The organism is Novosphingobium sp. B-7 (genome assembly GCF_000410615.1).
GTDB lineage: Bacteria > Pseudomonadota > Alphaproteobacteria > Sphingomonadales > Sphingomonadaceae > Novosphingobium > Novosphingobium capsulatum.
This window is the reverse complement of the sequence record NZ_KE148497.1, coordinates 1,128-13,446: the sequence shown is the minus strand read 5'-3', so window position 1 is coordinate 13,446 and position 12,319 is coordinate 1,128. Positions and strand designations below refer to the sequence as shown.

General features: G+C 66.9%; 10 protein-coding genes and 1 pseudogene. 5 read left to right on the top strand and 6 right to left on the bottom strand.

Translation table 11 applies throughout. The annotated features are described in order from the left end of the window. On the top strand, window positions 1–1,257 hold a 1,257-nt coding region (locus H926_RS0122115; protein WP_022678196.1), incomplete at its 5' end, for a tetratricopeptide repeat protein. Window positions 1,258–1,420: 163 nt separating this feature from the next. On the opposite strand, the gene H926_RS35225 is transcribed toward H926_RS0122115, so the two are convergent. Continuing rightward, window positions 1,421–1,471 (bottom strand): hypothetical protein, encoded by a 51-nt coding sequence (locus H926_RS35225; RefSeq protein WP_237741155.1) that lies wholly within the window; start codon window positions 1,469–1,471, stop codon window positions 1,421–1,423. A 10-nt stretch (window positions 1,472–1,481) separates the two neighbouring features. Here H926_RS35225 and H926_RS35220 point away from each other — a divergent pair, with 10 nt between their 5' ends. Beyond that, window positions 1,482–2,270 carry a hypothetical protein gene (locus H926_RS35220; RefSeq protein WP_022678195.1) on the top strand — a complete coding sequence of 263 codons (789 nt, stop codon included), beginning with the start codon at window positions 1,482–1,484 and terminating at the stop codon, window positions 2,268–2,270. Between the two features lie 323 nt (window positions 2,271–2,593). On the opposite strand, the gene pth is transcribed toward H926_RS35220, so the two are convergent. The 4 genes from pth to H926_RS0122090 all read right to left on the bottom strand — a co-directional run bounded on the left by pth (window position 2,594) and on the right by H926_RS0122090 (window position 5,854). Continuing rightward, window positions 2,594–3,163, bottom strand: a complete 570-nt coding sequence (pth, locus tag H926_RS0122105) for an aminoacyl-tRNA hydrolase (RefSeq protein ID WP_022678194.1) — start codon at window positions 3,161–3,163, stop codon at window positions 2,594–2,596. 138 nt (window positions 3,164–3,301) lie between these two features. Continuing rightward, window positions 3,302–3,916, bottom strand: coding sequence for a 50S ribosomal protein L25/general stress protein Ctc (locus tag H926_RS0122100; protein WP_022678193.1), 615 nt, complete (start codon window positions 3,914–3,916; stop codon window positions 3,302–3,304). A 121-nt stretch (window positions 3,917–4,037) separates the two neighbouring features. Beyond that, complete coding sequence (locus H926_RS0122095) at window positions 4,038–4,919, bottom strand: TraB/GumN family protein (RefSeq protein ID WP_237741153.1); 882 nt, start codon at window positions 4,917–4,919, stop codon at window positions 4,038–4,040. An 8-nt stretch (window positions 4,920–4,927) separates the two neighbouring features. Continuing rightward, complete coding sequence (locus tag H926_RS0122090) at window positions 4,928–5,854, bottom strand: TraB/GumN family protein (RefSeq protein WP_022678191.1); 927 nt, start codon at window positions 5,852–5,854, stop codon at window positions 4,928–4,930. Between the two features lie 99 nt (window positions 5,855–5,953). On the opposite strand from H926_RS0122090, the gene H926_RS0122085 reads away from it, so the two are divergent. The 3 genes from H926_RS0122085 (at window position 5,954) to ppdK (ending at window position 11,833) form a co-directional block, all read left to right on the top strand. Continuing rightward, window positions 5,954–6,859: a glycine--tRNA ligase subunit alpha gene (locus H926_RS0122085; protein ID WP_028658361.1), complete on the top strand. Its 906-nt coding sequence runs from the start codon at window positions 5,954–5,956 to the stop codon at window positions 6,857–6,859. Between the two features lie 133 nt (window positions 6,860–6,992). Further along, window positions 6,993–9,101: a glycine--tRNA ligase subunit beta gene (gene glyS / locus H926_RS0122080; protein ID WP_022678189.1), complete on the top strand. Its 2,109-nt coding sequence runs from the start codon at window positions 6,993–6,995 to the stop codon at window positions 9,099–9,101. 65 nt (window positions 9,102–9,166) lie between these two features. Further along, the gene (ppdK, locus tag H926_RS0122075) at window positions 9,167–11,833 is read left to right on the top strand and encodes a pyruvate, phosphate dikinase (protein ID WP_022678188.1); all 2,667 of its coding nucleotides are present in this window, start codon (window positions 9,167–9,169) and stop codon (window positions 11,831–11,833) included. A 127-nt stretch (window positions 11,834–11,960) separates the two neighbouring features. On the opposite strand, the pseudogene H926_RS29845 reads toward ppdK, so the two are convergent. After that, window positions 11,961–12,319: pseudogene (locus H926_RS29845) on the bottom strand (methyltransferase); the annotation flags it as partial.

Here is a 12,319-nt window from a genome sequence, read left to right as displayed (position 1 = left end):
GGCGGTGGCGGGCCGGCGGTCAACCGCATGAAGGCCGAAGCAGCCCTGCTGCGCGGCCTGCCGCGCCAGGCGCTGTCGCTGCTGGGCCAGGATGGCGATGCCGATGCCTGGCGCCTGCGGGCCGCAGCGCACCAGGCTCTGGGTGACAATGCCCAGGCGCTGGCCGCGTTTCGCCAGGGCATGGCTGCCGGAGACAATGTGCAACTCGCGCGCGACTATGCCCGCTTCCTGATCACGGCCGAAGATTTTGCCGGGGCCGACCAGGTCCTGGCCGTGATGCAGCGGCTCGATCCCAAGGGCCTCGATACCGCGATGGTCGAAGGGGCGCTGCGGGTCCGGCAAGGCCAGCTAGACGCGGCCGGCGCTGCCTATGACCGCGCAATTGCGGCCTATCCCCGCCGGATCGAGCCGCTGATCGAGCGGGCCAACCTGGCTGACATGCAAAGCCAGCTCGACCGCGCGATCGGCCTCATCGGCAAGGCCGCGCGCCTCGCGCCGGGCGATTCACGCGTGCTCGATCTGCAGGTGCAGTTCGCCAGCGAAAAAGGCGATTGGGAAAAGGTACGCCAGCTCTTGGCGCCGCATGAGGTCGATCTCGATCCACGCACCCCCAATGGGCTGACCTATGCCGAGGCGCTGCTGCGCCTGGGCCATCCCGAGCAGGCCCGCGTGATCTTTGCCCGCGCGCTGCTGCTCTCGCCGCAAAATCCCTATTCGCGTATGATGCTGGCCGAAGCGCAACTGGCCACCGGCGATCCCGGCACGGCGCTGCGCACGATCCGGCCCTTGTCGGATTCGCTGCTGGCTGGCCAGCGCGAACTGGATCTGGCCCTGCGCGCGGCGCGGGCAGCGGGTGATCCCTCGGCCGATGCGCTGGCAGCGCGGTTGCGCTCGGGTCAATGGCAGCAGGACCAGCGCCTGGCCGCCGATGGCCAGGCGGCGCTGGGCCGGCGCGATTGGGCCGCAGCAATCACCGCCTATACCGCGTTGCTGGGCAATGGCAGCGATCCCGAAGTGCTCAAGCGGCTGGCGGTGGCCTGCACCAACGCTGGCCGCCACCAGGACGCGATCGCCTATGCCGACCGCGCCTTGGCCCAGGCGCCGCGCGATCCCGACATGCTGCACATCGCTGGCCTCGTGCGGCTCAACGCCGGGCAGGACATGGCCGCCGCGCAGCATCTGTTGAGCCGCGCGGTCGATGCCGATCCGGCCAACCGCCTGTTCCGCGCCGATCTCGCTCGCGCCCAGGCCCACTGACGGCGCACACTCCATCCGAACGCAAAAATGCCGCCCAAGCCAGGCTTGGACGGCATTTTTTCGCGAAACATCGGCGTTAGGCGGGCTTTGGGTCAGCCGGGTGGCATGCGTTCAGCGTGCCGGCCCGTCCCTGCGCTGGTGTGTCGCAGCCCGCGCCAAGCCTTCAGCGGCGACGACGACGCACGAACGCCAGGCCAGCCAGGCCAGCGCCCATCAGGCCCAGCATGCCCGGTTCCGGCACGTCGGTGCCGCCGGTCGACGACGAGGTGGTGCTGCCGCCCGAAGTCGACGACGTGGTCGAGCCGCCGGTCGAGGTCGAGGTGGTGCTGCCGCCCGAAGTCGACGACGTGGTCGAGCCGCCGGTCGAGGTCGAGGTGGTGCTGCCGCCCGAAGTCGACGACGTGGTCGAGCCGCCGGTCGAGGTCGAGGTGGTGCTGCCGCCCGAAGTCGACGACGTGGTCGAGCCGCCGGTCGAGGTCGAGGTGGTGCTGCCGCCCGAAGTCGACGACGTGGTCGAGCCGCCGGTCGAGGTCGAGGTGGTGCTGCCGCCCGAAGTCGACGACGTGGTCGAGCCGCCGGTCGAGGTCGAGGTGGTGCTGCCGCCCGAAGTCGACGACGTGGTCGAGCCGCCGGTCGAGGTCGAGGTGGTGCTGCCGCCCGAAGTCGACGACGTGGTCGAGCCGCCGGTCGAGGTCGAGGTGGTGCTGCCGCCCGAAGTCGACGACGTGGTCGAGCCGCCGGTCGAGGTCGAGGTGGTGCTGCCGCCCGAAGTCGACGACGTGGTCGAGCCGCCGGTCGAGGTCGAGGTGGTGCTGCCGCCCGAAGTCGACGACGTGGTCGAGCCGCCGGTCGAGGTCGAGGTGGTGCTGCCACCCGAAGTCGACGACGTGGTCGAACCGCCCGAGGTGGACGAGGTGGTCGAAGACGTGGTGCTGCCACCCGAGGTCGAGGTCGAGCTGGACGAGCTGCTGCCGCACATCGCCGCGCCGGCCGAGTGGCCGCAGTTGCAATAGTGCGTGTGGAAGAAGGTGGCGTGGGCCGGGGCGGCAGCGATGGTGGTGGTCAGCGCGGCGGCGAGGATGGCAATCGAACGCTTCATGGTCAGTCCCCTGTCAAACTTGAAGTTTCAAACTGGAAGGCAGACGTTCGAACCATTAGATCCGAATGCTCTGTCTTGGTTGACAGAAGTAAAAGCAAAAGCGGTGCCAATTGCAGAAATCAGCGCTTTTTGGTGGTTAACGCCGTTTCACGGGTGTGTCGGTTGTAAGCGATTCCGACGGTTTTTCCGGAAATTCGCGTTAACCTTTTCAGGACATTTCAATCTTGCTGGCGCGTGTCAATCCTGCTGGCGCCGGGCCACATCACTCATGAAGCGGGTATCGTCGCCTTGGGCCAGCCGATCGGCTTCTGCTGCCACGGCGCCCAGCATGGTGACCAGGTCATCGTGCTCGGCCTTGGCAAAGGGGCCCAGGACATAGCCGGTGACGCGGTCCTTGTGGCCGGGGTGGCCGATGCCTAGGCGCACGCGGCGAAATTCCGCGCCGCAGTGCTGGTCGATCGAACGCAGGCCATTGTGCCCGGCATGGCCGCCGCCCTGCTTCACTTTCACCTTGAACGGCGCCAGGTCCAGTTCGTCATGAAACACGGTGAGGGCATCGGTGGCGAGCTTGTAGAAGCGCAGTGCCTCGCCCACGGCGCGGCCGCTTTCGTTCATGAACGTGGCGGGCTTGAGCAGGATGATCTTCTGCCCGCCGATGCGGCCTTCCTGCACCCAGCCTTGGAACTTCTTCTGCACCGGGCCAAAGCCGTGGACATCGGCAATCGTGTCGAGCGCCATGAAGCCGACGTTGTGGCGGTGCAGGGCGTATTGCGGGCCGGGATTTCCCAGGCCAACCCAGACTTGCATGGCAGATGCTCCGGTTGTGGTTTGCAGGTGTGGCGCGCGTGCCTATTGCATGGGCGCAGCGCAAAAAAGAACCCCTCCCGGTTGGGGAGGGGTTCCTTGAACCGATGCGGCAGCCCGAAAGCTGCCGTGCCGGAAAGATCAGCCTTCGCTGGCTTCGCCAGCAGCAGCTTCTTCTTCCTCGGTCAGAACGGTCGGCGTGGCGATCGTCGCGATGGTGAAATCGCGGTCGGTGATCGCCGAGCGGGCGCCGGCCGGCAGCTTCACGGCGCTGATGTGCACCGAATCGCCGATTTCCAGGCCCGAAAGATCGACGATGATGTCATCGGGGATCTTGTTGGCTTCGCACACCAGTTCCAGTTCGTGGCGCACAACGTTGAGCACGCCGCCCTGCTTGATGCCGGGGGCCTTTTCTTCGTTCTGGAACACCACGGGCACGTTCACGTGCACTTCGGCATTCGCGCTCACGCGCAGGAAGTCTGCGTGCTGCGGACGGTCGCTCACGGCGTGGAAAGCCACGTCCTTGGGCAGAGTGCGGACCTTCTTGCCGCCGATGGTCAGTTCGACGATCGAGTTGAAGAAGTGGCCGGTGCCCAGGGCACGTGCCAGTTCCTTTTCTTCGAGGTGGATGGCAACCGGTTCCTGGTTGCCGCCATAAACCACGGCAGGAGTGCGGCCTTCGCGGCGCAGGGCACGGGAGGCTCCCTTGCCTGCCCGTTCGCGCAGCTCAGCCGACAGGGTCAGCGTCTCGCTCATGTGAAATACCTTCCGAAATAAATCTGTTGCATGTTCCTTCCGCCACGCCTCCAGGGATGACCATGACGGGGAAGCGGCGGCCCTTAGCGGATCGGGCCGAAAAAGCAAGGGGCGTGCGCGATCACTCCACCCGGCGCACCAGCCAGCCCTTGGCTTGGAGCAGCGCGGGCAGGCCATCGCTGCCGGCCACGTGCGCTGCGCCCACGGCGATGAACGGCGCGGCGCCATCCTTGAGCATGGCATCGATCTGGCTGGCCCAGTCCGCGTTGCGCGCGGTGAGCAATGCCTGGTGCAGCGTGGGATCAGCCAGGAAGCCCTTCTGGCTCTCGCGCGCAATGCCCAGGTCATCGCCGCGCAGCCACAGGCGCACCATGTCGGCATCGTCGTCGCGGTTATCGGCCGCTTCCACGGCGATCTGTTCCAGCAGGGTCTGCTGCGCGCGATCGGGCAGGGCGTCGAATATGCCAAACTGCCCATCCAGCGTTTCCAGGCCCGCCACCGGCTTGCCCCCGATCAGCTTGCGCAGTTGCGGCTCCACCCCGCTGGCTGGGTCCATGCCTTCCTTCTGGCCGCCGATCGCGGCGATCTGCAGGGCGACCGCCCAGGATTCCTCATTCTGGAACTGTGCGTCGGTCAGGTTGAGGTCTTTGTAGACCTTGGCCAGCGCATCGCGATACTTCATGGCGACGCGCGCCGAGGGCGGCGGCAGGCCGGCGGTATAGGCGAGGCGCGCCAGGGCGACGCCGGCGACATTGCCATCGAGCGGCTGGGCGATTTCCAGCACCAGGCGATCGGCATTGGCCAGCGCGTGGTCGATCGCCGGGCGGCGCCATTGCACGCCAGCGGGCAAGGCATGCACCGTGCCGAATATCCAGCCGCGCGTGCCGCTGGTATCGGCGATTTCCCACAGCGCCACCTTGGCCGGCAGCGGCGGTGGTGCTGCCTTGTGACACGCCGCAGCGAGCAGGGCCAGGGCGGCGACGAGGAACGGTTTCCAGCGCATGGTCATGGTCATTGCACCCGCGTCACAGTGATGCCGTCGCGCGCCAGGTCTTCCTGCACGCTGCCCTTGCCGGCCAGATGCCCGGCGCCCACGGCCAAGAACACCGTGCCCGGCGTTTTCAGCCGCTGTTCGATCCACTTGGCCCAGGTGGCATTGCGGCGGATCAGCAGCGCGTCGATCAGGCGGGGATCGTCCTGCATGTCGGCGGTCATCAGCTTGCCCAGTTCCTCGGCATTGCCCTGGCGCCAGGCCGCAACGATGCCGGCGATCTGTTCGCCGATCGTGTCGTACTGGGCGATCACGCTATCGAGCCAGGCGATCTGGGCATCCTGGGGCAGGCTGTCAATCAGGCCAAGCTGGAACGCCACGGTCTCCAGCCCTGCTTGCCGTTGCGGGTGGGCCGCCTGCAGCGCGGCTTCCACGCCGTGCGACGGCTGATAGCCACGCTGAACCAGAGGCAGCATCGACAGCGCGGTGGCCGCCATCCAGGGCTTGTAGGCATCCAACTGCGTGGCCGGCACGCCCGAAGCGGTGAGCGTGGCCGCCAGCCGCGCCGCGCGCTGTGGCCCCAGCAGGGCCGTCAGGGTCTGCCCCTTGGGCAGCAGGCCGGGCGCAGTGTCGATCGCGGCGTGCATATCGGCCTGCGTCACCTCGGTCACCAGCGTGTCCGATCCGTTCAGCGCCTTGGCGACGGGGCCGACCAGCCACGGCGCGCCGCCCTTGGGCAGCATGTGGATCGTGCCGAACAGCCAGATCGTGGTATCGGCGTCAGCCACTTTCCACAGCGCCGGGCGCGAGGGCGCCGCATCGGCGGCGGCCTCTTGCGGCGCAGGCAGCGTGATGGTCTGCGCATCGGCAGAAAAAGGGGCCTGCAGCAGCGCCATGGCGGCACAGGCGGCGATGCGGGCGGGGATTTGGGCAAGGAAGCGGCGCATGCCTTGTCCCATGCACAGGGCAGCGCGCAATGGGAAGTCCCCATGTTGCGCCTGCTGGCGGTTGATTTGCGCTGCGCCATCGGCCATGGGCGGCACACCATGGCCGATACTGCACCAAAGCCGCTCAGCCTGCAGGACATGATCCTGCGCCTCCACGCTTACTGGAGCGACAAGGGCTGCCTTGTCCTGCAACCCTATGACATGCGCGTGGGCGCGGGTACGTTTCACCCCGCCACCACGCTGCGCTCGCTGGGGCCAGAGCCGTGGAACGCGGCCTATGTCCAGCCCAGCCGCCGGCCGACCGACGGCCGCTATGGCGAAAATCCCAACCGGCTTCAGCATTATTACCAGTACCAGGTGATCATGAAGCCGAGCCCGGCCGACATGCAGGATCTCTATCTCGACAGCCTGCGCGCCATCGGCGTCGATCCGCTGCAGCACGATATCCGCTTTGTCGAGGATGACTGGGAAAGCCCGACGCTGGGCGCCTGGGGCCTAGGCTGGGAAGTGTGGTGCGACGGGATGGAAGTGACCCAGTTCACCTATTTCCAGCAGATGGGCGGGTTTGATTGCAAGCCGGTGGCCGGCGAGCTGACCTATGGCCTGGAACGCCTGGCGATGTATATCCAGGGCGTCGATAACGTCTATGACCTGGCCTATAACAGCCACGGCGTGACTTATGGCCAGGTGTTCCTGGAAAACGAACGCCAGATGTCGAAGTGGAACTTCGAGATCGCCAATACCGACGCGCTGTTCGACCTGTTCAACAAGGCGGTGGCGGAATGCCGCAACTGCCTCGACGCCAAGCTGCCGATCCCGGCTTATGAACAGGCGATCGAGGCCAGCCACGTGTTCAACCTGTTGCAGGCGCGCGGCGTGATCTCGGTGCAGGAACGCGCCAGCTATATGGGCAAGGTGCGCGACCTCGCGCGCGGTTCGTGCGAAGCCTATATGGCCAAGTACCAGGACGAGTGGGCGCAGAAATTCCCGGGGTGGAGCGCATGAGCCGGCTTGTTGCGCGTGGGGCTTCGACAAGCTTAGCCCGAACGGTCCCCTGGATTGGTTCTCACACCCCGTTCGCCCTGAGCCTGTCGAAGGGCGCTGACACCACCTTGAACACACCCAAGCGAGACGCCGCATGACCGCCGATTTCCTGCTCGAACTGCGCAGCGAAGAAATCCCCGCGCGGATGCAGGCCGGCGCGCGCGCCGATCTGGAAAAGCTGTTCGTCAAGGAATTGACCGCCGCCGGGCTGACGCCGGGCGCGATCACCGTATGGTCCACGCCGCGCCGGCTGGCGCTGATCGCGCGCGATCTGCCGCTGGGCACGCAAGCTGTCAGTGAGGAAGTGAAGGGGCCGCGCGCCTCGGCCCCGCCGCAGGCATTGGAAGGCTTCCTGCGCAAGACCGGGTTGACCCGCGAGCAACTGACCGAGCGCGATGGCGTGCTGTTCGCCATCACCGAAAAGCCCGGCCGCGCGACCAAGGATGTGCTGGCCCAGGCCATCCCGGCGATCGTCCGCGCGTTTCCCTGGCCCAAGTCGCAGCGCTGGGGCGCCGCCTCGTTCAGCCCGGAATCCTTGCGCTGGGTGCGCCCGCTCTCGGGCATCATCGCGATCCTGGGCGACGAGGCGATCGACCTCGAAGTGGGCGGCATCCGCTCTGGCACGGTCACGCGTGGGCACCGTTTCCACCACAGCGGTGACATCACCATCACTGGCGCGGCCGACTATGCCGCCCGCTTGCGCGATGCCTACGTGATCGTCGACCACGCCGAGCGCGAGGCGCTGGTGCGCGATGGCGCGCGCGCCGCGGCGCAGGCTGCCGGCCTCGTGCTGGTGGACGATGAAGGGCTGGTGGTGGAAAACGCCGGCCTCACCGAATGGCCCCAGCCGCTGCTCGGCCGTTTTGACGAGGCGTTCCTCGACGTGCCGCCAGAAGTGATTCAGCTGACCGCGCGGGTCAACCAGAAGTATTTCATCTGCCGCGACGCTGCCGGCAAGCTGGCCAACGCCTTTGTCTGCACGGCCAATATCGCCGCCACCGATGGCGGCGCGGCGATCGTGGCGGGCAACCGCAAGGTGCTCGCCGCGCGCCTGTCCGACGCCCGCTTCTTCTGGGAACAGGACAAGAAGGTGCCGCTCGCCCGCCAGGCCGAAAAGCTGGCGCGCATCACGTTCCACGAAAAGCTGGGCTCCGTGGCCGACAAGGTCGCCCGCGTGGCCGACCTGGCTGAATGGCTCGCCCGCGAAGGCGTGGTGCCCGGCGCCGATCCGGCCCTGGCGCGCCAGGCGGCGCAGCTGTGCAAGGCCGATCTCGTCACCGACATGGTTGGCGAGTTCCCCGAACTGCAGGGCCTGATGGGCGGTTATTACGCCCGCGCCGAAGGCCTGGTCGATGCCGTGGCCGACGCGATCCGCGATCACTACAAGCCGGTGGGGCAGGGTGACGATGTACCCACCGCGCCGGTTTCGGTCTGCGTCGCGCTGGCGGACAAGCTCGATACGCTGCGCAGCTTCTTTGCGATCGACGAAAAGCCCACCGGGTCGAAAGACCCCTTCGCGCTGCGCCGTGCCGCCCTTGGCATCATTCGCCTGATCACCGAGAACCATCTGCGCTTCGCCGTGGCCGAAGGCGATTTGCTCGGCTTCTTTGCCGACCGCCTCAAGGTGCAGCAGCGTGAAGCTGGCGTGCGCCACGACCTGATCGATGCCGTGCTTGCCCTTGGCGGTGAAAGCGATCTCGTGCGCCTGCTGGCGCGCGTGTCGGCGCTTCAGGCGTTCGTCGGCACCGAGGATGGCGTCAATCTGCTGGCGGGCTACAAGCGCGCGGCCAATATCCTCAAGAAGGAAGCAGCGGCCACGGCTGGCGCGCAGGGCGAAGGCGTGGTGCCGCCCACTGGCGAGGAAGACCCGCTGGTGCTTGTCGACGATCCGCTGTTCAAGGATGTCGCGGCCGAATTTGCCCATGGCGAAGCGGCGCTGTCCTACCCCCCCGAACCGGCCGAAGCGGCGTTGATGGCGGCGCTCGCCCAGGCCGAGCCGCAGGTGGAAACTGCCGTGGCGCAAGAGGCATTCACCACCGCCATGGCCGCGCTGGCCTCGCTCCGCGCGCCGATCGATGCGTTTTTCGATGACGTTACGGTGAACGACGCAGATGCGGAAAAGCGGGCCCATCGCTTGGCCCTGCTTGACCAATTCCGTGCTGCGGTGCACAAAGTAGCGGACTTCTCGCGGATCGAGGGCTAAGCGCCCTCGGTCCATTTCCTGGACCTCGCAATGACTGACCTTTGCTCAAGGAACGGACTGTAATCATGAGTGCATACGTATTCCATTTCGGCGGTGGTGCGCGCAACGACGATCCTCGGGCCAAGGATAAGACCATTACCGGGGGCAAGGGCGCCAACCTGGCCGAGATGGCGGGCATCGGCCTGCCGGTGCCGCCCGGCTTCACCATCAGCACCGAAGTGTGCACGCAATACAATTCGGCCGGCAAGCAGTTTGACGCCGACATCAAGGCCGGCGTGGCCGCTGGGCTCTCGCACATCGAAGCGGCGACCGGCCGCGTGTTTGGCGATGCGGGCAATCCGCTGCTGGTCTCGGTGCGCTCGGGCGCGCGGGTGTCGATGCCGGGCATGATGGATACCGTGCTCAACCTCGGCCTCAACGACGTGACGGTTGAGGGGCTTTCGGCCGATTCCGGCGACGCGCGCTTTGCCTGGGACAGCTATCGCCGCTTCATCCAGATGTATTCCGACGTGGTGCTGGGCGTGGACCATCACCGCTTTGAAGATGCGCTGGAAATCGCCAAGGAAGACAACGGCTATTACGCCGATGTGGAAATGAGCGCGGACAACTGGCGCAAGCTGGTGGGCGAATACAAGGCGATCGTCGAAGAGGAGCTAGGCCGTCCGTTCCCGCAGGACGTGCACGAGCAGCTGTGGGGCGCGATCGGCGCGGTGTTCGATAGCTGGGAAAGCGAACGCGCCAAGGTCTATCGCAAGCTCAACGACATTCCGGCCGAATGGGGCACGGCGGTCAACGTCCAGGCCATGGTGTTCGGCAACATGGGCGATACCTCGGCCACGGGCGTTGCCTTCACCCGCGATCCGGCGACCGGCGAAAAGGCCTATTACGGCGAATGGCTGGTCAACGCCCAGGGTGAAGACGTGGTGGCCGGCATCCGCACCCCGCAATATCTGACCTTGGCCGCACGCGAGCGGGCCGGGGCCAAGCCTCTGTCGATGGAAGAGGCCATGCCGCAGGCGTATGCCGAGCTGGCCAGCGTGTTCGAGCTGCTGGAAAAGCACTACAAGGACATGCAGGACATCGAGTTCACGGTTGAAAAGAACAAGCTGTGGATGCTGCAGACCCGCTCGGGCAAGCGCACCGCCAAGGCCGCGCTCAAGATGGCGGTGGACATGGTGGGCGAGGGCCTGATCGACGAGGCCACCGCGATCGCCCGGGTCGATCCCATGGCGCTCGACCAGCTGCTCCACCCCACGCTCGATCCCAAGGCGCCGCGCGATGTGCTGGCCAAGGGGCTGCCCGCCTCGCCGGGCGCGGCCAGCGGCGCGATCGTGTTCGACGCCGATACCGCCCAGGCGCGCGCCGAGCGTGGCGACAGCGTGATCCTGGTGCGCGTGGAAACGTCGCCCGAAGACATTCACGGCATGCATGCGGCCAAGGGCATCCTCACCGCGCGCGGCGGCATGACCAGCCACGCCGCCGTGGTGGCACGCGGCATGGGCCGCCCCTGCGTCTCGGGCGCGTCGGGCCTGTCGATCGACATGACCGCGCGCAAGGCGCGGATCGGCACCCGTGACCTGGCCGAAGGCGACGTGATCACGCTCGACGGTTCGACCGGCGAGATCATGGCCGGCGAAGTGGCGATGGTGGAACCCGAACTTGTCGGCGATTTCGCCACGCTGATGGTCTGGGCCGACAAGCACCGCCGCATGAAAGTGCGCACCAACGCCGAAACGCCGACGGATTGCCAGGTGGCGCGCCAGTTCGGCGCCGAAGGCATCGGCCTGTGCCGCACCGAGCATATGTTCTTCGAAGCCGGGCGCATTTCCGCCGTGCGCCAGATGATCCTGGCCGAAGACGAAGCCGGCCGCCGCGCCGCGCTGGCCAAGCTGCTGCCCGAACAGCGCGCCGATTTCATCGCGATCTTCGACGTGATGGCCGGCCTGCCGGTGACGATCCGGCTGCTCGATCCGCCGCTGCACGAATTCCTGCCGCATGCCGATGCAGAGTTCGAGGAACTGGCCGAAGTGACCGGCCTGGGCGTCGACCACCTCAAGCGTCGCGCCGGGGAACTGCACGAGTTCAACCCGATGCTCGGCCATCGCGGCTGCCGCCTGGGCATCACGTTCCCCGAAATCTATGAAATGCAGGCCCAGGCGATCTTCGAGGCTGCGGTGGAAGTGGCCACCAAGTCTGGCGAAGCAGTCGTGCCCGAGGTGATGATCCCGCTGGTTGCCACCAAGAAGGAACTGCAGATCCTGCGCGCGCTGGTCGATCGCGTGGCCGCACAGGTCTTTGCCGACAAGGGCAAGACGCTGGATTACCTGGTCGGCACGATGATCGAACTGCCGCGCGCCGCGCTGATGGCCGGGGAAATCGCCGAGGAAGGCACGTTCTTCTCTTTCGGCACCAACGACCTGACGCAGACCACCCTGGGCGTAAGCCGCGACGATGCCGCGCGCTTCCTCAACCCCTATGTCGACCAGGGCATCTATCCGCGCGACCCGTTCGTCAGCCTGGATATCGAGGGCGTGGGCCAACTGGTGGAACTGGCGGCCGAGCGCGGCCGCCAGACCCGCCCCGATATCAAGCTGGGCATCTGCGGCGAGCACGGCGGCGATCCCGCCTCGATCGCATTCTGCGAAAAGGTCGGCCTCGATTACGTCTCGGCCAGCCCCTACCGCGTGCCGATCGCGCGCCTGGCCGCAGCGCAGGCGGCATTGAAGGCGTAAGGATCAAAGCCCCTCCACCAGCCTGCGGCTGGTCCCCCTCCCCACGCTGTGGGGAGGACCTTGGCGATCCTCCCCATGGCATGGGGAGGGGGACCGCCGCGCAGGGGTGGTGGAGGGGGCGTTCCGCCTAAAACTTCGGCGCGCGCAGCGGCTTGGCCCAGCCGCTCAGCGTCAGGATCTCGAACGTCTCGGTAACCCGCCCTTCCGCATCAGCAGCGGCGGCAAAGGCCTCTTGCGCGCGGGCCAGGGCGGCCTTGCCGAGCGGCGCGCCGGGGCGGGCGAGGCAGTTGGACAGGCCCTGGTCGCGCAAGTCCTGCACGAGCCGGGTCAGGCTGCGATAGCGTACGGCCAGGCTGCGGCTGTCGATCACCGGATCGGCAAAGCCGGCGCGTTGCAGCAATTGCCCGCCAGCGCGCACATCCACTTGCGGGTGTACGCGCGGGGCGGGCCGATCCGCGTCGGCGGCCAGCATCACGCTGCGCAGCG